Origin of the sequence: Paenibacillus sp. FSL E2-0151, from assembly GCF_037993015.1 — a bacterium.
GTDB lineage: Bacteria > Bacillota > Bacilli > Paenibacillales > Paenibacillaceae > Paenibacillus > Paenibacillus amylolyticus.
The window spans coordinates 6,552,310-6,573,408 of record NZ_CP150308.1 but is presented as its reverse complement, the minus strand read 5'-3'; the positions used below and the strand labels follow the sequence as shown (position 1 = coordinate 6,573,408).

General features: G+C 46.7%; 23 protein-coding genes. 9 read left to right on the top strand and 14 right to left on the bottom strand.

Features of this window, described 5'->3' with window-relative positions; all coding sequences use genetic code 11:
• Nucleotides 1-93: 93 nt before the first annotated feature.
• Complete coding sequence (locus MHI55_RS29130) at nucleotides 94-357, bottom strand: hypothetical protein (RefSeq protein WP_076253702.1); 264 nt, start codon at nucleotides 355-357, stop codon at nucleotides 94-96.
• A 288-nt stretch (nucleotides 358-645) separates the two neighbouring features.
• Here MHI55_RS29130 and MHI55_RS29125 point away from each other — a divergent pair, with 288 nt between their 5' ends.
• Nucleotides 646-1,383: an HAD family hydrolase gene (locus MHI55_RS29125; RefSeq protein ID WP_076253701.1), complete on the top strand. Its 738-nt coding sequence runs from the start codon at nucleotides 646-648 to the stop codon at nucleotides 1,381-1,383.
• Nucleotides 1,384-1,454: 71 nt separating this feature from the next.
• On the opposite strand, the gene MHI55_RS29120 is transcribed toward MHI55_RS29125, so the two are convergent.
• A complete protein-coding gene (locus MHI55_RS29120) occupies nucleotides 1,455-1,805 on the bottom strand; it encodes a cupin (protein ID WP_076253700.1) in 351 nt (116 codons plus the stop codon).
• A gap of 361 nt (nucleotides 1,806-2,166) precedes the next feature.
• On the opposite strand from MHI55_RS29120, the gene MHI55_RS29115 reads away from it, so the two are divergent.
• Nucleotides 2,167-2,646, top strand: a complete 480-nt coding sequence (locus MHI55_RS29115) for a Dps family protein (RefSeq protein ID WP_340387909.1) — start codon at nucleotides 2,167-2,169, stop codon at nucleotides 2,644-2,646.
• 127 nt (nucleotides 2,647-2,773) lie between these two features.
• Complete coding sequence (locus MHI55_RS29110; protein ID WP_340387907.1) at nucleotides 2,774-3,985, top strand: nitric oxide synthase oxygenase; 1,212 nt, start codon at nucleotides 2,774-2,776, stop codon at nucleotides 3,983-3,985.
• Between the two features lie 49 nt (nucleotides 3,986-4,034).
• Here MHI55_RS29110 and MHI55_RS29105 read toward each other — a convergent pair whose 3' ends face one another.
• Nucleotides 4,035-5,390: an MFS transporter gene (locus MHI55_RS29105; protein WP_076253698.1), complete on the bottom strand. Its 1,356-nt coding sequence runs from the start codon at nucleotides 5,388-5,390 to the stop codon at nucleotides 4,035-4,037.
• 255 nt (nucleotides 5,391-5,645) lie between these two features.
• Between MHI55_RS29105 and MHI55_RS29100 the strand changes: the two genes are divergently transcribed.
• From MHI55_RS29100 to MHI55_RS29085, 4 genes are read left to right on the top strand one after another with little or no spacing between them, the layout of a single operon-like run.
• Nucleotides 5,646-6,755: an ABC transporter ATP-binding protein gene (locus tag MHI55_RS29100; protein WP_036612848.1), complete on the top strand. Its 1,110-nt coding sequence runs from the start codon at nucleotides 5,646-5,648 to the stop codon at nucleotides 6,753-6,755.
• Complete coding sequence (locus MHI55_RS29095) at nucleotides 6,745-7,578, top strand: ABC transporter permease (RefSeq protein WP_017691799.1); 834 nt, start codon at nucleotides 6,745-6,747, stop codon at nucleotides 7,576-7,578. Before MHI55_RS29100 ends, MHI55_RS29095 begins: the two co-directional genes overlap by 11 nt.
• Nucleotides 7,553-8,362, top strand: coding sequence for an ABC transporter permease (locus MHI55_RS29090; RefSeq protein WP_036612847.1), 810 nt, complete (start codon nucleotides 7,553-7,555; stop codon nucleotides 8,360-8,362). Before MHI55_RS29095 ends, MHI55_RS29090 begins: the two co-directional genes overlap by 26 nt.
• The gene (locus MHI55_RS29085) at nucleotides 8,359-9,432 is read left to right on the top strand and encodes an ABC transporter substrate-binding protein (RefSeq protein ID WP_074092622.1); all 1,074 of its coding nucleotides are present in this window, start codon (nucleotides 8,359-8,361) and stop codon (nucleotides 9,430-9,432) included. Before MHI55_RS29090 ends, MHI55_RS29085 begins: the two co-directional genes overlap by 4 nt.
• Before the next feature lie 331 nt (nucleotides 9,433-9,763).
• Here the strand turns inward: MHI55_RS29085 and MHI55_RS29080 are convergent, their stop codons facing one another.
• The 6 genes from MHI55_RS29080 to MHI55_RS29055 all read right to left on the bottom strand — a co-directional run bounded on the left by MHI55_RS29080 (nucleotide 9,764) and on the right by MHI55_RS29055 (nucleotide 15,096).
• A complete protein-coding gene (locus MHI55_RS29080; protein ID WP_036667859.1) occupies nucleotides 9,764-10,264 on the bottom strand; it encodes a hypothetical protein in 501 nt (166 codons plus the stop codon).
• An 872-nt stretch (nucleotides 10,265-11,136) separates the two neighbouring features.
• On the bottom strand, nucleotides 11,137-11,412 hold the full coding sequence (locus MHI55_RS29075) for an Abi family protein (protein ID WP_076253696.1): 276 nt from the start codon (nucleotides 11,410-11,412) through the stop codon (nucleotides 11,137-11,139).
• Between the two features lie 172 nt (nucleotides 11,413-11,584).
• Nucleotides 11,585-12,586, bottom strand: a complete 1,002-nt coding sequence (locus MHI55_RS29070) for a cation diffusion facilitator family transporter (protein ID WP_101313527.1) — start codon at nucleotides 12,584-12,586, stop codon at nucleotides 11,585-11,587.
• A 144-nt stretch (nucleotides 12,587-12,730) separates the two neighbouring features.
• Nucleotides 12,731-13,327 carry an SMI1/KNR4 family protein gene (locus MHI55_RS29065; RefSeq protein ID WP_101313528.1) on the bottom strand — a complete coding sequence of 199 codons (597 nt, stop codon included), beginning with the start codon at nucleotides 13,325-13,327 and terminating at the stop codon, nucleotides 12,731-12,733.
• Between the two features lie 324 nt (nucleotides 13,328-13,651).
• Nucleotides 13,652-14,422: a class III extradiol ring-cleavage dioxygenase gene (locus MHI55_RS29060; protein WP_036612835.1), complete on the bottom strand. Its 771-nt coding sequence runs from the start codon at nucleotides 14,420-14,422 to the stop codon at nucleotides 13,652-13,654.
• Nucleotides 14,422-15,096, bottom strand: coding sequence for an alpha/beta hydrolase-fold protein (locus MHI55_RS29055; protein WP_076253695.1), 675 nt, complete (start codon nucleotides 15,094-15,096; stop codon nucleotides 14,422-14,424). Before MHI55_RS29055 ends, MHI55_RS29060 begins: the two co-directional genes overlap by 1 nt.
• A 228-nt stretch (nucleotides 15,097-15,324) precedes the next feature.
• Between MHI55_RS29055 and MHI55_RS29050 the strand changes: the two genes are divergently transcribed.
• Nucleotides 15,325-15,690 (top strand): glyoxalase superfamily protein, encoded by a 366-nt coding sequence (locus MHI55_RS29050; RefSeq protein ID WP_047840788.1) that lies wholly within the window; start codon nucleotides 15,325-15,327, stop codon nucleotides 15,688-15,690.
• A gap of 67 nt (nucleotides 15,691-15,757) precedes the next feature.
• Entirely contained in the window at nucleotides 15,758-16,297 is a 540-nt protein-coding gene (locus MHI55_RS29045) for a cupin domain-containing protein (protein WP_076253694.1), read from the top strand.
• A 295-nt stretch (nucleotides 16,298-16,592) separates the two neighbouring features.
• Here the strand turns inward: MHI55_RS29045 and MHI55_RS29040 are convergent, their stop codons facing one another.
• The 5 genes from MHI55_RS29040 to MHI55_RS29020 all read right to left on the bottom strand — a co-directional run bounded on the left by MHI55_RS29040 (nucleotide 16,593) and on the right by MHI55_RS29020 (nucleotide 21,050).
• The gene (locus MHI55_RS29040) at nucleotides 16,593-17,312 is read right to left on the bottom strand and encodes a 3-ketoacyl-ACP reductase (RefSeq protein ID WP_017691809.1); all 720 of its coding nucleotides are present in this window, start codon (nucleotides 17,310-17,312) and stop codon (nucleotides 16,593-16,595) included.
• Nucleotides 17,313-17,398: 86 nt separating this feature from the next.
• On the bottom strand, nucleotides 17,399-18,298 hold the full coding sequence (locus MHI55_RS29035) for a DUF4097 family beta strand repeat-containing protein (RefSeq protein ID WP_036667854.1): 900 nt from the start codon (nucleotides 18,296-18,298) through the stop codon (nucleotides 17,399-17,401).
• The gene (locus MHI55_RS29030; protein ID WP_076253693.1) at nucleotides 18,295-18,888 is read right to left on the bottom strand and encodes a DUF1700 domain-containing protein; all 594 of its coding nucleotides are present in this window, start codon (nucleotides 18,886-18,888) and stop codon (nucleotides 18,295-18,297) included. The genes MHI55_RS29035 and MHI55_RS29030 overlap by 4 nt, the downstream gene beginning before the upstream one ends.
• Nucleotides 18,881-19,210, bottom strand: a complete 330-nt coding sequence (locus MHI55_RS29025) for a PadR family transcriptional regulator (protein ID WP_076253692.1) — start codon at nucleotides 19,208-19,210, stop codon at nucleotides 18,881-18,883. The genes MHI55_RS29030 and MHI55_RS29025 overlap by 8 nt, the downstream gene beginning before the upstream one ends.
• 295 nt (nucleotides 19,211-19,505) lie before the next feature.
• Nucleotides 19,506-21,050, bottom strand: coding sequence for an FAD-dependent oxidoreductase (locus tag MHI55_RS29020; RefSeq protein WP_076253691.1), 1,545 nt, complete (start codon nucleotides 21,048-21,050; stop codon nucleotides 19,506-19,508).
• Nucleotides 21,051-21,099 lie beyond the last annotated feature (49 nt).

Here is a 21,099-nt window from a genome sequence, read left to right as displayed (position 1 = left end):
TCCATTGGAAAAGAGTCCTCCACCATCGTGTCCTACTATTCATCATAAATAGCAGGACACGATGATGTAAGGAACTACTCTTCTATATTTGATCTACCAGGTAAGCCAACCGCTTGTACGTTTATAGTTGTACAGAAGATCATATTGCTCATAGTGCATGAGACGCTTCATTTTGGTTCTATACAGACGATAATCATGTTTACGATTGGGTTTACATTCTTTGTTGTAATGCGTGCTCTTGATTCCTTTACGGTGATCTTTCAGCTTACCTTTTCTTGGATCAATGAACTTCTTGTTGTGTCTCTGTGCAAAAGCTGTTTCATTTTCCCATGATTGAATCTCTTCCTGTGTGAACATCTTCATCCCCGTTGTACCGGGCTAGATTTTGGCTTGAGTAGCCAGTGCCTTGAGCACAACTAATAGAAGAAGAATTTTGGGTTGAACATCGTCATCACCTCAGATTTAATCATCCTTATTTTAACATATAAAGCCGTCCGATCAATTCTGGTCTAAGCGTTATTATGGGCACTGTTCTGGAGTAGAGATGATCACGCAACAAATCCCTTTTGGACGATGCATAGGAATACATATATAGTAGTAAGAAAAGAGTGTTTGGACGCAAAAGCAGGAGGATAGACAACCATTATGAATGAAATAAATAATGCTAAAACGATATTTTTCGACGTAGATGATACGTTATATGATCACTTGCAGCCACTTCGTGGCGCGTTGCAGGACGTTCTCGGCCTGCCCGATGAGTTCCCTTATGCTGAGGCCTATCATCGTTTTCGTTATTATAGTGACTGGCTGTCTGCACAAGAAGATCTGTCCGCTGTACCAGAAGCGGATGCAGTAGAGCGAATGCGCCGTCGGAGGTTTGAGTTGACGATGGAAGAGTTCGGACTCCCCCTACAATCGGGACAGGCTGAAGAACTACAAGCACAGTATCTGAGCAGACAGTTTGAGATTGTACCTTTTGAAGGAGCGTATGAGCTGATCAGAAGGCTTCAGGCAGAAGGCCATACCGTTGGTCTAATCACCAATGGAGAAGGAGAGCATCAGCGCCGCAAGCTTGAAGCACTGGATGTGCTCAGTCTCGTGGACAAGCATCTGGTCTTCATCTCCGGAACGACTGGTTATGCGAAGCCGGATCGCAGGTTGTTTGAATATGTGAGTAAGCAGTCCGGGACAGATGCCCGTTCCAGCTATTACATCGGAGACTCGTGGCGTAATGATGTGGTAGGTGCAGTGGATGCAGGCTGGACAGTCATCTGGTTCAACCATCGTGAGGCGCTGCCGGAGTCCGATCATCAACCTCATTTTGTAGCATCAAGCTATGAAGAGATCAGTCGTATTCTGACTTTTGAGTGTGTTCAAGCTTAAGGAGATTTATGTTTAAAGGAGCAGTCTTGTTACCGTCTTAGGTGCAGGTCTGCTTTTTTATATTATACCTTCTATAAAGGCATCATTAATGAGGTGTCTAACTCTTCGCTTTCAATTACAATTGCCATGAGTCCAGCTTCTGTTTTGGTTTCGTGCCATTCATGTTTATCCCAGAGAACCGCTTCGCCACAACGAACATTGATGTATTCATTTGCTTCCCCTCTAACCCAACCCTCTCCACTTACTATTAAAAGGAGTTGAGGAACTACAGCTTGATGATAACCTATGACCCCACCCTCAGCTAAATGCATACATCCAATATGAGCTGCTTTGTTGGTCTGCGTTATACGTGACATTACGAAATTAGAATCGAATTTGGTAATCTTTTTCCCTGACTCTTGTTTAAATTGAAATATCCTCATGTTTACCTCCGCAATAGTGACTAAGTTAACTTCCTATAATGGTAACTATCTTTATGATGGGTATCATCCTATTTCACTAATTTATGGATAATCCGATCAGATGAGTCTATCATAACTCCAATAGGTTGGGGAGAGTTTGCTTAAAATCATCTTTTTTTATTAGCCTGCGCCAATGTTTCTATGAAGCTGTGCTTCATGAAATCTTCATTTGAAAGAGTAGTTCAGAGCCTTCCCAAACAGGATATGCGGTGTTATAATTAAAACAAGATTTAGATTAAGTCTAAATTAAAAAAGAAGCGAATCAAAGCAATCCATTATAAAATTCAAATTCTATTTTAATATTCGAGAGGGGATAAATTCCATGAGCACAATCCAAACTAGAAACAACACTTTTGCTAACAATGCCACAGCACTTCAAGAGGTCCTGAACCGTCAGATCGCGGGCTGGTCCGTACTGTACACGAAACTGCATAACTTCCACTGGTATGTCCAAGGACCTCATTTCTTCACACTGCACGCCAAATTCGAAGAACTGTACAACTTGGCTACGGCAAATATGGACGAAGTTGCAGAACGTTTGCTTGCTATTGGTGGACGTCCGGTGGCTACAATGACTGAACAGCTACGTCTGTCTCCGATTGAAGAGGCACAAGGACAGCTGTCTGCTGAGCGTATGGTAGAGTCGGTGATTGCTGATCTGCGCACGATGGTGGAAGTGATTCATCAAGGCATTCACGAAGCGGGAGAAGCAGAGGATAACGCAACGGAAGATATGCTGATTGGATTCACCGCTGTCCTGGATAAAGAGGTCTGGATGTTAAACGCATTTCTGGGCAAATAAGCAAAGTCACCCTACATCCTGACAACGATATGTAGAGTCCGTGAACAAAGTGTCCGTTCGCTTACAAATCCGGTGCGCTTGCCGTATAATGATGGCATTCAAGATGTACAGAATGGTGGAATGAACGATGCGGTCAGACCTGGAACAATTGCAGGAAGAAGCTGAACGGTTTATATATACATGTTATGAAGAGCTGGGCCATTCGCGTGAAGACGCAGAGGCCCGGCTTGTTGCCGTTATGGGAGAGATCGAAGTAACTGGTACTTATGTGCATACCACAGAGGAATTGGAGCAGGGTTGTAAAATGGCATGGCGGAACAGCAACCGCTGTATCGGGCGGCTGTTCTGGGATAAACTTCGCATCGTGGACGCCCGTCACGCTGATACGGCAGGAACGGCAGCGGAAGCTGTGCTGAATCATATCCATGTGGCATCCAACGCTGGCAAAGTAATCCCGATGATTACCATCCTTCCAGCGGATGGGCCGAATGGAACTCCGGTACGCCTCTGGAATCATCAGCTTATTCGTTATGCGGGATATGAGACAGAGCAAGGTATTATCGGAGATCCTGCTTCGGTGGAGCTGACCAAGGCGGCGATGTCACTTGGCTGGCAAGGGGCAGGTAGCCCCTATGATGTGTTACCGCTCATTATTCAGGCACAAGGACAAGCCCCAGAGTGGTATGTTGTGCCAGAAGAAGAGATTGTGGAAGTTCTTATTGAACATCCGGAGCAAGCGGAAATTGCCGAGCTGGGCTTGCGCTGGTACGGTGTGCCGATGATTGCTGATATGCGACTGGAGATTGGCGGTATATCTTATCCAGCAGCACCATTCAATGGTTGGTATATGGGTACCGAGATCGGCGCCCGTAATCTGGCGGATACGTTCCGGTATAACAAGCTGCCTGCGGTGGCGGAAGCGTTTGGATTGAATACGTCGAGTGAAACGACGCTGTGGAAGGATCGTGCGTTAGTTGAGCTGAATGTGGCTGTGCTGCATTCGTTCAAAAAAGCAGGTGTGAGCATTGTGGATCACCACACGGCGGCAACGCAGTTCGATTTATTTGAACAGCGGGAAGAGAAGGCTGGGCGTGAACTGAACGGAGATTGGGTGTGGCTGATTCCGCCAGTATCCCCGGCGACAACACATATTTTCCACAGCTCCTATCGTAATGAGATCGTGAAGCCGAACTTTTTCCGTCAGGATCAGGCGTATACCCTGAAAGATGGCGTGGAATCTGCCGCAGAACTGCGAATCAGTGAGCAGCAGAATGCACAGGTAGAGAATCCCCAGCCGCAGGCCGGAGATGCACCAATGAAATGCCCGTTTGCACACTAAATTGTGCAGACGGGTTATTTTTTGTGATCCTTTTTTATCAAACGAAGAACTACCCCTCTTTCAATCGATACCGACTGCGCATCACAGCCTGAACTACAATGGCAACAGCAATCAGCACCAGATTGAACACAAACACGGAGTACAGCGAGCCAACTTCCATAAGTAGCGCTGCAACCAGTGGAGACACGATGGAGCCGATCTCGGCAGCAGAGACAATTTTGCCTATGACAGAGCTTCGACTCTCGTCTGGGATGTGATCACCAATATGAGCAAAGAACGAATCCATATAACATGCACCGCCAACCCCGCCAATCAGCATGCCAACGTAGACCCATAGATGAGAGGACGTGCTTAGAAATACAACAACTTCGATTCCAATCAGGAACATGCCAAGCATGCAGAGCAGCAGACGATCGCCCATCCGGTCAGAGAGATAACCGACAAAGGGAGCAGCGGCAAGCGTAGAAATCCCTGAGACGGTGAAGGCGAGACTGGTTGCAAACGGGTCCCAATGCATGATGTGAGCTGCATACAGTGCAAAATAGGTGAGGAATACCGCATACGCGCTCATCTCCAGAAAATGTACTGTGCCGTAACCGAGAAGCTGTTGACGCTGTGTGCGCCTTGTAGACAAATCTCGAGTATACTTTGCATCAGAAGGTGATGAAGATAAAGGAGGCGCAGTTGATACAGTAGTATGAGGATGGGAGTCATTTGTGGTGGGTTCTACAACTTCATCCGTGGAGATTAATGAATGTGTTAAGTTGTCCAGAGGTTCTTGCTTTACGCCAGCTGAAGGCTCTTCCATCAGAGGATCACTTAGCGTATCCCCAGACTCATGATTAGCTCTAGCTTGTGCCGTTGTCTTCATCCCCATCGCAGCGACCACGGCCATCAGACAACATACGGTAACGAGTAAAAAAGGCACCGACAATGGCCAGTGCAGCGCGAGCCAGCCACTTATGACCGGACCGAGCACCATGCCGCCGCCCTCACTACTGCTGATATATCCATTGTACAGGCCGCGGTTGTCTACATTACCCTCATCTCCGATGATGGAACGTACGACCACGGTAAGGCCCGTGGAAGCGAGCCCCTGTAGAAGTCGGAGCAGGCCGAATAACACCACAGCAGTAGACAGCGCGAAGCCGCCCATACAGACAGCCAGCAGGATCAGCATCAGGATGAGAGCCTTTTTACCACCTAGTTTCTTATAAATTGCCGCTGCTGGAACGCCACCAATTACTTTCCCCACATAAAAGAGTGCAAAAATAACCCCCATCATCCAGCCGGACAGGCCGAATTCCTCAATAAACAAAGGAAATAGGGGCAGGATCATGAATCCGCCCATCTGACTTAAGAAACAAATGGTCATCAGCAAAGGCAGGTTACGACGAATATCCAAGAGCCAAGACTCCTCTCACACATAAAATGGAATCCTAAAAATCCTTCATTTACTCCATATGGGTACGTATTATCGAGATTACCCGTAATGTATGCAGGATTTTTGAAAATAAGAAGAAATGACACGCGGCGTTTACATCAAAACCATTGCGGATATACCTGAATCATATATAATAGATGGGTTATCTATAAGGATGCATGAACGAAAGTGTACAGACTTAAGAGGTACCTCAAGTATAAGGGGGCGATGTGAAGCATGTCAGAACAACAACCGATTATCCGCTTCGAAGCGGTGACTCAGCAATACGATCAGGATGAAGCCGTATTGAAGGCGGTCAGCTTTGAGATTGAGCGGGGTAAATTTTATACGCTTCTTGGCCCATCGGGCTGCGGGAAAACAACGATATTGCGGCTGATTGCTGGTTTTGCGGAGCCGACACAGGGCAGTATTTATTTTAACGGTGCGCTCATCAACCGAGTGCCTGCCCACCAGCGGCAGGTGAATACCGTATTTCAGGATTATGCGTTATTTCCACATTTGAATGTATTTGAGAACGTAGCCTTTGGTTTGCGGATCAAAAAGATGAAAACGGCTGAAATTCGCAGCAAAGTGTTGGAAGCCCTCAAATTCGTCAATCTATCCGGGTATGAAAACCGGGAGATTGGCGAAATGTCCGGCGGACAACGACAACGTGTCGCGATTGCACGCGCCATTGTGAACGAACCTGAAATTCTGCTACTGGACGAGCCGCTTTCGGCACTTGATCTGAAGCTGCGGACCGAAATGCAGTACGAGCTACGGGAGCTGCAACAGCGACTGGGCATCACGTTTATCTTTGTTACGCATGATCAGGAAGAAGCCTTGGCGATGTCCGACGAGATTTTTGTCCTGAATGGCGGCGTGATTCAACAGAGCGGTACACCGAATGATATCTATGATGAGCCGATTAACCGCTTTGTAGCAGACTTTATCGGTGAATCGAACATTGTATCGGGCAAAATGAAGCAGGACTTTGTGGTGGAATTCGCTGGCGCACAGCACGAGTGTGTTGATCAGGGTCTCCAGCGGGACGAGCCGGTAGAGATTGTCATTCGCCCAGAGGATCTGGAGATTACAACCGAAGACCAAGGCAAACTCAAGGTTAATGTGGATTCCCAGTTATTCCGCGGGGTGCATTACGAGATATCCACGTACGATGATGCGGGCAATGAGTGGCTTGTTCATTCAACCAAGAAAGCCGTTGTCGGCGCACGGATTGGACTGTATTTTGACCCGGAAGCAGTACACGTCATGCGCTTTAACGAGACCGAAGAAGAGTTCGACAAACGACTCGAAGCCTACCAAGAGGCCGCTCATGCAGACTAAGGCCAGCACACGCAATGCGTATCTGATTCCATATGTATTATGGATGGTGTTGTTTGTTGTGGCGCCGGTTCTGCTGGTCATCTATTATTCATTCTTCGATGTGGAGGGTAACTTCACGTTTGGCAACTACGCCAGATTCTTCACACCGGTGTACTTGCAGATGACGCTCAGTTCGTTCTGGTATGCATTTCTGATTACGGCGTTCTCACTGCTGATCTCGTATCCAACGGCGTATATGCTGACCCGGACGAAGCACAAACAACTATGGTTGCTGCTGATCATTCTGCCAAGCTGGATCAATCTTTTGCTAAAAGCGTACGCCTTCATCGGCCTGTTCGGAACGTACGGTCTGACCAACTCCCTGCTTGAAGTGGTGGGTATTGGTACACAGCAGATTTTGTTCACCGATTTCAGCTTTATTTTTGTCTCGGTGTACATCTTCATTCCATTCATGATCCTGCCGATCTTCAATGCGCTGGAAGAGATGAATCCATCGTTGATCTATGCGGCGCGTGATCTGGGAGCCTCATCGTGGCTGACATTCCGCCGGGTTATCTTTCCACTGACGATTAGTGGAGTAAAATCAGGCTGTCAGGCTGTATTTATTCCTGCGCTGTCTCTGTTCATGATTACCCGCCTCATTGCGGGGAACCGTGTAATTACGCTGGGAACAGCGATCGAACAGCATTTTCTCGTCACCCAGGACTGGGGGATGGGTTCAACAATTGCCGTCTTTTTGATTATTGCGATGGCGATTATTATGTTCCTGACTGGATCAGGCAAGAAGGAGGTGCGTAATGGGAAGAAACGGAAAGCTGTCTAACGTCTATCTAGCCGTTGTATTCGCCATATTGTACGCACCGATTGCGTATCTGATCTTCTATTCCTTCAATAGTGGCGGCCACATGCGCAGCTTCGAAGGATTCACGCTTGAATGGTACAAAGAGGTGTTCGCTGATACTCGGCTGCTCATCATTGTGCTGAATACATTTATCATTGCGCTCCTGTCATCAGCGATCTCGACGATCCTTGGTGTAGCAGGAGCACTGGCGATCTACCATGTGCGTCGCAAACGGACCAAGAACACGCTACTGTCACTCAATAACGTGCTCATCGTTAGTCCGGATGTCATCATTGGTGCATCGTTCCTGATTCTGTTCACCATGATTGGTATCAAACTGGGCTTCACTTCGGTTCTGCTGTCTCATATTGCATTCAGCGTACCAATTGTCGTGATCATGGTACTGCCGAAGCTGCAGGAGATGAGTCCAACTCTGATGGACGCGGCACGCGATCTGGGTGCTGGCTCATGGCAGATTCTGACGCGTGTGGTGTTGCCATACGTGAAACCGGGTATTTTTGCCGGATTCTTCATGGCATTGACGTACTCGCTCGATGATTTTGCAGTAACATTCTTCGTCACGGGTAATGGATACTCCACACTCTCTGTAGAGATATACTCCAGAGCAAGGCAGGGCGTTTCGTTGTCCATCAATGCTCTGTCCACCCTATTGTTCCTGCTCACGGTGTTGCTGGTGGTTGGATATTACTTCATTAACCGCCGTGCAACACGGATACCACCCGGAGGAAAGGGGCTGCGACCATGAAGCAACTGGTACGGACATTTGCGCTTGTTTTTGTGGCCGCGTTTGCCCTAATGATCCTGGCTTCGTATCTGAACAAGAGTCAGGGGTATTCTGGCGGCAACACGCTGACCATCTATAACTGGGGCGATTATATCGACCCCGATCTGCTCAAGGAGTTTGAGGACGAGACAGGCATTAAGGTTATCTATCAGACGTTTGACTCCAATGAAGCGATGCTGACCAAGATTGAGCAGGGCGGTACTACGTTCGATGTGGCGATTCCTTCCGAATATGCGATTAGCAAAATGAAAGAGGAAGACCTACTCGTTCCACTCGATCATAGCAAATTGACCCACCTGGATAACATTGATCCGCGGTTCATGGACTTGTCCTTTGATGAAGGCAACAAGTACTCCATCCCTTATTTCTGGGGAACGGTGGGGGTTGTGTACAATCCCGAACTGGTGGATGGATTAACGTTTGATAGCTGGAATGACCTGTGGGACCCGCGTCTGAAAAATCAAATCCTGCTCCTTGATGGCGCACGTGAAGTCATTGGGATGGGATTGAACAGTCTCGGGTATTCCCTGAACGATACCAACGAAGATCATCTGCAAGAAGCGCTGAAGAAGCTGTCTACACTGACGCCAAACGTCAGAGCAATTGTCGGAGACGAGATCAAGATGCTGCTTGCGAACGAGGAAGCTGCGGTTGGACTCGTGTGGTCCGGAGATGCGTCCGAGATTATGGATGAGAACGACAAGCTGGATTACATGGTGCCGGAAGAAGGCTCGAACCTCTGGTTCGATAACATGGTTATTCCCAAAACAGCGAGTAATATTGAAGGGGCACACCAGTTTATCAACTTCATGTTGGACCCGGATCATGCCGCTCGCAATGCGGAGTATGTCGGGTATTCCACTCCAAACGCCGAGGCACTTAAGCTACTGCCAGAGGACATCTCGGAGGATGAACGTTTCTATCCAGACGAGACACTGACAGGTAAGCTGGAGGTCTACGATAATCTGGGTAAAAAAATGCTCTCACATTATAACGACCTGTTCCTGGAGTTTAAAATGCACAGTAAATAACCGCCAATAACGTGTGCACATTTCGTTAGATTTGCAAAAAAGACAAAAAGGGGTGTTGCTCGTCATTTCATTTGAATGACGAGCAGCACCCCTTTTTTATTACTTACTTCAGAGCAATAGCGCTTGAAGTGCCATATAAGATGAACATTTAAGATCAAACGTTAACGGAGGGGACAGAACAAACGAAGGAAGCGAAGCGGTCGCCTTTATCAACGGGTTTTCCCATTGCTAGATGGGATTCAAAAAAATCCGGGGATAACAGCGATCCGAAGTTGTACTGTCACCGCAGTGACTCAGTTAATCGCACCCCATTCATCTTATATAATTGCCACTACATGCGTTTTTTGCGACCCACCATGATCCATGCCCCACCCATAATCAACACAATCGCCACGAACGGTTGAATAAAACTCAAGCTGCTCAGCATCGTGCCAATCGACATCACAGCGAAGAATAGCAACGATATCACCGTTAGAATGTTGATGGGAATCAGCAACCATTTGTTCCGACCACCGAACCAATACAATTCGAACAAACCAACAGCAACAGCCAGAATGAAGCCCGGCCACATTGTACTCCAATTGTTGAACAGCATGGCGATCTGACAGACGATACCGACGGTGAGCAGCAGTCCACCAGGAACCAGCAGTCCAACCCCTCTGCCAATCATGGAGAAGTACAGCCAGTGGAAGAACAGCCCGAGTGGAATCACGAACAACGTGGGCCAGAATGTAGCGAAGATTGTACCTGGACCGAGTGAACCTCCCTGGTTCAGAATCAGGTACACGCCCAGCAAAATGAGAACAGGCGCAAGGATCGTACGTTTAGCCATAATATCTCTCCTTCTTAATACAAGATCAATTTTCCGAACGGTTGTATGTAGAGCAATTACTTTCGTTATTCACAGCATACCATGAACTGGAAAACTCTATCCTCCGTCTTTGGAGTTAAAATGAACCTAGACCAAAGTCTAGGTTCGAAAGATGCTCAGTCGTTTTTTCATGCAAACAATCCGTGCCAAACGGTGGTGAACAAGTTACACAGAAAAATTTGATTTAGGCTTGCATGTTGCGAGAGAGAATTATCATTGCTTTCGTAGCAGATGCTCCCAGTTTGTAGGGAATCCCAAAAGGGATATATCAACTATAGTGTAAGCTTCGATTAATGAGGATAGCTCAGTCACCCAACTATCCCAGATTGTTCTATCCTTTATCAGGTACTTCGCATTGTAGATAGCTCCAAAAAGAAAGGCTTTGTCTAAGCCTAATAATTCATCATTTCGTGTGTATCTTATGGTAACAGGGATTCTATAATTAAAAAGTCTGCTGTAGTGAGCACATCTATTCCTAAAAACAGTTAAGACGTGGAACCAGTTCTTAAGTTCCCTATAACTTATGTTTCGAGAAGGGTAGTATTCTCGATCAATAGATTTTTTGTCAGACGTTTTTAAATTTTTATAGAGTGAGGACATCATAGAAATTGTACTAACTTCAAAGGCCGCCCAGATAGGATATCTATCTTGGTAATTCTCTCTATGATGAGCAATAAGCACTTCTTTGTGCTGTTTTTGAATGCATTTTTGCAAATCCTCCATAAAGCGTTGGTGAAATTGAATTTTAGAAAAATTAGCGGCATTCGTATATCCAAGAGCACCATACTCGTGGGCGAGCTTGTATGAAATTTGTGATCTTAAGGCAATCTCGATTACTCGACAATCTTCATAAAGTGATTTCTAAGGGCTGCATCAAACAAATAATGCTTATACACTTTGTTGAAAGTCGTTCCTTCAATGTAGTTGTCCGAGGTATCCTGTTTAAAAGTTAAGGCATATGCAGTAAACCTGTAATAGTGAATGCGTTTCAGGATTGTAATTGCTTCTACATCATTTTCAATTGTCATTTTTCGGTTTTTAAACTTTTCGAGCTGTTCTTCATATGTAGTAGGCGCTTTCATTTCACGTAGCTGAACATCATCTGGCAAGGAAAATACCCCCATAACGCAAAAATGTCTCGCCCTGTTCCACATGCATAAGCAGAGGTGCGGGCGAGATCTGTTATTAAGAATATACGATTCGTTGACTGTTTAGTCAACAGTTAAACTTAAATTTAGCAACTACTGAATGGTAAAGCTGAGTCATCCAAAACGAAGCTTGTTATTTCACCACATCCGAATGTTTCTTGCCCCAGCTGTTCACACCGTCATCCTCAATAATGGAGATGGCAGCGTCGGCGATGTCGGGGTTTGTCATCAGTTTCTCCTGAATACGGAACTTGATGTCATCCGCATCGGCAAGACTGAGTCCTTTGGTCAACTCAATCAGACCTTCGACATGATAATAACGGCCTTCCTGAATGATACGCATCATCTGAATGTCAGCAACGTGTGTGTCTGCGAGAATAGTCTGGGACACTTTGTCCTCAATATCCTGCGGAGCCGCAACACCGATCAATCCGATCATATTATCGTAACCGACACGGAAGGCTACAGCGATCATCAGACATCCAATAATCGTTGTCACAATGCCATCGAGCAATGCAAAGTTGGTCAAGGCAATCACCACGACGGAAATCAGCGCAAGCAGGGCACCGAGTACAGCGACAACATCTTCGTAGAACACGAGACGGGTTGGCGGTGCAGCACGGCCTACATTTTTAATGGCAGCAGGGACCAAGGCAAATCCGGCGGCTTTGGGTGCGCGTGCTTCTTTGAGGATTTCCTTCATGGCTTTGATCAGAATGGCACCGTCGATCAGAATGTTCAGAACAAGCACTCCGATGTTAATCCAGAGACCGCCGGTATGACCAACAGGATGCTGCAACAGATGGATGCCTTCATGGATCGTTTCATACGCCATAATGGTAACAACAATAACGGCGATCATACAGAAAATGTTAATGACCCGTCCGAATCCGGTCGGGAAGCGGCGTGTAGGTTTTTTCTCGGACAACACACTTCCGACAAAGACAAACCCTTGGTTAATGGCATCAGCGAGTGAATGCATCGCCGAAGCGAACATGGCACCACTGCCACTGAATAGGAAGGCTCCCCCTTTGCACACAGCAAGAACAGCATTACCTGCCATCGCTACGGCGGAGGATGTGTTTCCTTTTTTGATGAGAGACATAAAGCTCTCAGACTTCGGTTGTTCAGCCACTTCGTATGTTCCTCCCAGATCAATGTATTAGGTGTAGAAAAGGCAGTCTTATCTATACAGCATGTGCATTTCCACTAAATGTTATTATAACCGCTTTGACATATCCCAGCATTATGCAAAAAAGGTCATATCATCATGCGCATTTCAGTACTCAATGGCTTCCAAGGCACGTAAATTGCGGTTGGATTGTTCCAATAGTTCCGTAAACGTCCCAGCGACATAATATACAAAATCCGGGTCATGCACGTACATAATAATCTGTCCAACCGTTCCTTGCTCTGTCGGATCAAAGTCGAACATCAGATACAGCGAACCACCTCCAAGCATGCCAAACGTGATCCATTTCTTTTGAAAAAGGTAGGGTTTGATTCGGGGATCAAGCTCACGGATCTCTTCTTCGGTAAAATAATCATCCATGCGGTTCTCCACCAGCGTGGACTGCTCCTTTTGAATTTTTTCCAGGGATAACAGGTAAAATGGCTCGGATTCCCGTCCTTCCTCAAGGCTTGGGTACAAGACGTGAAAGCCATAACCACTCCCATTTTTACGTTTATAAAACGCACGAAAATCAGCAGGTAATCGAATACCTTGTTCACGCTCGAATGCGTCGAGATGCTCATCCGTCACGCCTTCAAACTCGCGATATGCCTCCAAGAGCTCCCGGTTTTCCTCATCCTGTACCTTCTCCTCCAGCAACATATCCAGTTCTTCCATCAATTCATATATACGCTGTTCTGGCATCCAATTCCCTCCGTATGAGCTATTCAGATAATATGGTGAGTGATATGCGAGCAAACTGTGCCTAATTTCACCTCATATTATAGTTATAATCCGGAAAAGCACACAAGAAACCGGAGACCTTGCTTATGTAATACAATGGTCTCATTATTTATAGGCGGTTGTTGCATATCAGCACACCTGTCTCCATTCCAATCGATTACGTACAACCATCATGAAAGTCACTCCTAACAACAAATAAGCGTGGGTTACAGGGGTAATCCCTGTAACCCACGCTACATTTTTTATCTACTATATAAGTGAAACTAACCTTTTATATAGTCCTCTTTAATCAAACTTCCAACAGGACAAGCTCAGGTTGCCATACTGATAGGCTTTGAACAGGAGCGATGCACGTTTGTTCTGATCTCCCGCACCCATGGCGAGTAACAGCGGTACAAAATGCTCCGGCGTAGGCACGGCGGCTTGAGCTGAAGGTGCCAGTTTATCATAGGAGAAGAGAGACTCCGTATCCCAGCTCACCAGCTTGTCATGCAGCCAGTTGTCGAACTCTGATGCCCACGGGTCAACGCCGTTACTTTCCCAGTTCAATCGACGTAGATTGTGGACGGTTCCTCCGCTACCAATGACAAGAATGTCTTGCTCACGCAAGGAAGCGAGCGCTTGTCCGACCTGATATTGCTGCTCACCTGTCAGATAGCGATTCACGGACAAGGCAATTACAGGAATATCCGCATCTGGGTAGAGCAGGCGTAGAACGACCCAAGCGCCGTGATCCAGTCCACGAACGTCATCGGTCTGTACCGGAATCCCGGCTTCTGTGAATAAACGTTCCACCTCGGCTGTGGTCTCTGCCTGTCCTTGAGCCGGGTACTTGATCTGATACAGCTCGGGCTGGAAACCGCCGAAATCATAAATGGTCTCATAGTTGGCTACCGAGGATACAAGCTGAGTTGTGGATTCCCAGTGAGCAGAGAACAATACGATTGCTTTGGGTTTCGGCAGTTCCTGTCCAAGTTTTTGCAAAAATTCGGTGTACACATTCTCCTCCAGTGCCAGTGATGGGGCACCGTGAGCAATAAAAAGAGATGGCATCATTATGAATTCAGTCCTTTCGGGTCTTCGGTAGTCAGATTTGCATCCGTCCGAAGCCAGTGTTGGAATTGTTGATATAGTTCGGGGGTCACCTGGTGTCCACCGTTGTAAGGTACATATGTGACGTGATTGGTGTGTTGACGGAAGAAATTGGCGTTATCTTCGCCCAGTTGCAGCGGGAATAGATGATCCTGATCTCCATGCGAGATGAACACAGACAGCTCCGAATCGGGGTGCAGCATGTACTCGTCTTTCACAAATTGCGGGATGTACCCACTCATCGCTACAATGCCTTTAATTGCATCTCCCATCACCAGCGATAGGGTCATTGCCATAATGGCGCCCTGGCTGAATCCGGCGATATAACGCCGTGTGGGATCAATAGCATATTTGGCGGACAGATCAACAATCAACTGTTGCAGTCCCAACACGGAGGCATCATACAATTCACGGATAGGGTTGCCAATGCTTTTGATCTGAAAATAAGCATAACCACTACCCTGAACGATAGGTCCACGGATGGCGACGATAATAAAATCAGACTGCATAGGCTCCATTAAACGAAGCATATCTTGCTCATCTGATCCCATGCCATGTAAGGCGAAAATGACAGGATAACGTTGATCTGGATTGTAATGAGACGGTAATCGGACTTCATGTATATAAGGAGAATTCATTAAAAACACCACCTGAAGAGGAATGAGTTAAATATATCGTTCTGACAATAAAGTTCACCAATATGAAATAAATATTCTTATTTATGAACAAAATTTATCATGGTTTCATTGTAGGGTCAATACTTTTTTTGTATGATGAATATATGTTGTTTATAAGAAACCTTGAATGGATTTAAAAGAAGTGTCGTTGCGCATGGTTCATATTTTATTCCCGAGGACGTGATCAGGATGTTAAAGAGTATCGTGCCTATTTTGAGAATATTTGATGAAAATAAAGCTAGAGAGTTTTACCTTGAATACCTGGGTTTCCAATTGGATTGGGAACATCGATTTGAGCAAGAAATGCCCTTATATATGCAGGTTTCGCTCGATTCCATCGTGATTCATCTCTCCGAACATCATGGAGATTGTACACCTGGAGCTGCCTTGCGCGTGGAAACAGATAACTTGGATACATTTCATGGTGCACTTCGTCAGAAAGAGTACAAAAATGCGAGACCCGGTATAGAGGAGACCCCTTGGCAATCAAGAGAAATGACCGTGACAGATCCGTTTGGTAATCGGATTATATTTGTTGAGGCAAGCGCCGAATAGATAACCTGTAGTAGCTAAGCTTACGTCTGGTGTCTTATATAGGTGAATAGAAGGGGAGGGACGCAATATGGATATTGGCTTGGCTATTCGTACGATCCGCAAACAGAAACAGATTACGATCATGCAGATGTGTGAGGGCACGGGGTTGTCCAAAGGTTTTATCAGCAACGTGGAAAATAACAAAACATCACCTTCCATTGCTACGCTTGAAAGTATTGCGGATTATCTGGAAGTGCCACTGCCCTATTTGCTGCTGACACCGGAGCAACGGATGAATGTGGTACGCAAGAACGAGCGCAAGGAGACGACAGCAGGAAGCGGACAGATCAAAGTGCAGCAGCTTACAGCCAAAGGTGCGATGCGTATGTCCATTGTGGAGTTGCCGCCAGGCGCATCGACCGGGGTAAGCAAACATGCCGGGGAGGAAAGTCATCTGGTGTTGCAGGGCAAGATTCGTGCGGAGCAAAGCGAAGATGTGGAAGTTCTTGAAGTGGGTGATTCGTTTACCTGGAATGCGATCGTGCCCCATGAAGTGACCAATATCGGTGAGGAGCCTGCGGTGGTGCTCATTGCGGTGTCCAGAGAATTGGGTCTGGATCATCTGTAAAATACAAAAAGGACGGCTCCCAAGTCATGAACATGCGAACCTGCATACATGTACAATGGGAAACGTCCTTTTATATTTCTAACGAACTGAGCGAGCCCTATTAGGTGAGTTTAAGCAGGTGCAGAGATGTAACGAACCTCATACGCTTTATTTCACTGCTGTGTGTGTATTTTGGCTACAGTTCACAGACTTTTAGCGAAATAATGTTTCTGAGATTCGTTACGTTTCTCATTTCCTGCATATGACAACAATAGGGTGCGAGAAGTTCGTTAGAAAAGACAGAGGGAGACTCTGCCTATTGCGGATTAGTCGTCCAGATGCCTGCTGCTTTAACGAAGACACGGTCGGACAGCTTGAGCGTTGCGAGTGCAAGTTCAGCTACATCTTCCGCTTGCATCATGCGATCTTCGTCGCCAATTTTCAGTCCGGCATTGGTCGCAAGCTCCGTATTAACGGTGCTTGGAGTCAGTGCCGTTACACGAATGTTGGACTTGCGCACTTCCTGCATCAGAGATTCGGTCATGCCAAGCAATGCAAACTTGGACGCGCAGTATGCCGAACCTGTAGCGAATCCGCGCTCACCTGCAGTGGAAGCAATATTGATAATGCTGCCGCTACTTTCCTTGATCATGCTCGGAAGGACAGCGCGTGTAACGTAATATGTACCCATAACGTTAACATGCAGGATGCGCTCCCACTCTTCCGGCTCCATCTCCATGAACGTTCCGAACTTTCCGATCCCCGCATTATTGATAAGGATATCCACCGCACCGAGTTCCATCTCGATGGCTGCTACAGCGGCTTCGGCCTGCGTGCGATCCGAGATATCTGCTACTGCACTGGTTACTTTCACACCGTATTCTTGACTCAGAGACTGTTGCAGAGCCTGAAGATCGGAAGCGGTACGTGCAATAAGGCCGAGGTGCACTCCTTCTTTGGCAAGAGCTTCAGCGATCGCACGGCCGATACCTTTTCCGGCACCTGTGATGATCGCTGTTTTATTTTTAAGTTCCATGTGGGTAATTCCTCCTTAGAAATGGACTAGCATTCAATTATACTATTATACTATTATTACCCACAGTTCGGAAATTGGCTTCATCACTATCTGGTAATCTCGATGCTACCAGAAGAAGTACGGGCCTTGATCACTTCGCGGCTCACCATTGGCGATTCAGGTACATCGACACTTCCGGAAGTAGCCTTAGCATCATAGATTCCGTCAAAATCAGGTGCAGCTTGAATGAAAATATCTCCAGATGTTCCGGATGCATTGATTGGCGCAGCATGGGACTGTTCAATATGAATGCTACCCGAGGTGAATTTAACATCGGCCGCACCATTCAATTCAGTGATCTCAATATCTCCTGATTTAATCTCACTGTTGACTTGACCGACTATCTGATCAGCAGTGAAGCTTCCGGATGTCTGTTTCACGGTCATGTCTCCATCAATCATGGAAGCGTTAATGTCACCAGAAGTTAGAACCAATTCAATATTGGGCGCCTTAATATTTTCCAGACGTATGGAACCTGAGGTATTGTTCAGCTCAAGCTGATTGGCATTCAGACCTGTCAGATCCCAGTCACTTGAAGAGGAGTCCAGCTTAACCTCATTTAATTGGTGTCCTTCAGGCAGAGCAACCGTTATTGTGGAGTCTTGATCATTCCAGTACAAGGTGAAAAATTGCAATCGTTCACGTGCTGTCTGAGACAGTTGGAATGTGCCTTTGGATAAAGTGGCTTGTTCGAAGCTTTTGACTACGGTAGGGTCCCATTTACCATCCACTTCGATATAACCATTCGAATCGGGGCTTATGACAAATTCAATATCTGCACTGAAATTAGCATTCATGATAATGTTCTGCAATTCATCTGCTTTGAAATCCCATCGTTTAGAATAATGCTCCCGTTCATCCCCGAACTGAACGCCATAGATGGATGTCCCGAGCAAACCTATTCCGATACATATCACGGCAAGCGCAAGCCATTTTTTGGTACTCATGCGGAAACATCTCCTTTCATCATATTTTTATTCCATTGAATGTATTGAAGAGTAGTGTTTTTGAAGGCTCTAAAAACATACTTCGATGCGATGGCAAACAAAATGCCGACACCGAAAGCGCCAATCGCAACGAAAATTTCCGGTTTATCGAGTTGGCCCAGGAATACAAAGTCCACAACTGCTGCTACAGGAGCCACTACCAGCAAGGAAAGGCTGGCAATAACAAGCCATACCGACCACATCATGAGACCAAGAGGAATGCCAAGGATCAGATTCAAGAATAACAGGCCGATGGCTGTGAAAAATTTGCGAGTGGCGCTGGTGTTGTTTCTGGGTGACCGCATCTCGCGATACGTCGGTGCATAGAACGCGTCTGAACCCGGCGTATGCATGTCATAACGATCACCGAGTGCTTCCTTGGCGATTTCTTCCGGCTGTCCGAGTTCCCGAGCGATCTCTTCTTCCAGCCTGCCTTCTCGTAGTCCGAGCTCGAAATGTTGATCATAGTCGGCGAGCAACTCAGCCCGTTCGAATGGGTCCATCGGCCGTAGATGAATTTCCATGGCTTTCATAAATTGTTGTCTATTCATTGGGGATTCCTTCCTCAATCAGATTTGCGACATTGCGCACAAAATCATTCCACTCTGTCGTCAGTGCCGTCATGTAGTCGCGACCTGTATCGGACAGTCGGTAATACTTGCGCGGCGGTCCTTCGCTTGATTCTTGCAGATAGGTGGTGCAGTAACCGTCATTTACAAGCCGGCGAAGCAAGGGATACAGTGCACCTTCAGCAACTTCGATATGTTTGGAGACCGCCTGAGCCAGTTCGTAGCCATACCGATCCTGGCGGTTAATTAATACCAGGACGCACAGCTCCAATACTCCTTTTTTGAACTGGATGTTCACATTCACACAGGTTCCTCCTTAGTAGCTTCATTATATAGCTAGTGTATATTATTCAGTAGTGGTGAATTCATCATAGCATCCAGTACTGTTTAATGCAAGGTAGTGACTTTAAAATAGTTCCGTATCACGATTGATCGATAATAAGTTCGTTTAATACTGATGATCAGCTGAAGCTGTTTGTTTAGCTATATTCAGCATACGCAAAAACCGGATCGGTTACTTCCGTCTGGAGGCGGATTCCGATCCGGTCTGTGAGATGAACTTTTGTTTCTTTGGTTACAGGTTAATCGCTAAATGTCGGTTATTCTTGTGCATCCAGGACTTTAAGGTCTTCCACAGCAGGGCCCTCAATGACATGGCCTGCATAATCAAAGCGGGAACCATGGCATGGGCAATCCCACGAACGTTCGCCCTCGTTCCATTCGACTTCGCAACCCAGATGGGTGCAGGTAGTATCCACCAGAAACAGCTTGCCACTGGTGTCCTTGTAGGCGCCAGCACGTTTGCCATTATGACGAACGACGGCTCCTTCGTCTTCACCAATATCGCTAACCTTTTTATGCACAATGCCTACTTTACCGGAGATTAATTCCTTTGCTACATTCACATTTTCCACAATAAAGTGTTTCATACCAGGATCGGCCTTGAATCTTGCCGGATCGAATATGGCAGCATGAGGGTTGTCACGTCCAGTGATGCGATCTGCAAGAAGGTGTCCTGCCATCGTGCCAGTTGTCATTCCCCATTTGGCAAACCCGGTCGCCACATAGACTCGTTCATGTCTTCCGGTAATCGGTCCGATGTAAGGCACCTTGTCGATGGAGATCAGATCCTGGGCTGACCAGCGAAAAGGAATGTTGCGAATGCCAAATGTCTCCGCTGCGAACTGCTCTAGGCGTTCATAATGACCAAAGGTACAGATGCCTTGTCCAGTTTTATGATTTTCACCGCCAAAGAGGATAAGTTCCTTACCATCATGTAAGACGGTACGCAAGGAGCGGTACGGTGTATCGTCCGAGATGTACATGCCACCCGCATAGGCTTTCTCCGGTTCGACTAATACAGCGTAGGATCGTTCGGCGTGTAATCGTGTGAAATAAAATCCGGGATCATAGACGGGAAAATGAGAAGCCACAACAATATGTTCCGCTGTTACGGATGGGCCATCTCCATAAGTTCTGACATGCAGGGAAGCGTCTTCCTCTACATCCGTAACAGTCGTATGCTCGTAGATCTGTACTCCTTGTTTCACAGCGGAATCGAGCAAGTAGTGCAGGTAGGCTAGCGGATCAAATCGTGCCTGACCCGGCATGCGAATGCCTGCCCTTGCGGGAACTGGAATAGGGAGTGGGTCTACCCACTCACCAGGGATATTGAGTTTGCCATAGGCGGTCAGCTCGATCTCCAGTTTTTTGATGTTTTCCTCCGATTGAATGTAGACGTAGGCATCTTCCTCTGCCCACTGGCAATCAACCTGTTTTTCCTTCACCAGATTGCGCATCCACTTCGCGGCATCGGCATTGCCTTCATAGTACATCCGAGCCTGTTCTTGTCCGAAGTGATGCATAATTTCATCAAATATGACACCGTGCTGTGCAGATACCTTGGCCGTGGTATGACCGGTCGTGCCATCCAATACTTTTCCAGCTTCTAGCACGACTACACGCATACCCGTCTGTGCGAGCAGATAGGCTGTAGTGATCCCGGCAATACCGGCACCAATAATCGCTACATCCGCGGTGATATCTTCGGTCAGTTTTGGATAGGCATCGAATTGGTGCGTAGCACGCCACAGCGATTCGGGGACCGGGGGCAGACCCGTCTTGGGCTGCTGATTGTCGCTCATTTTTTTTCCTCCTTGATTATCTTCAATCTATCGTATGGGGTGTTGTTCA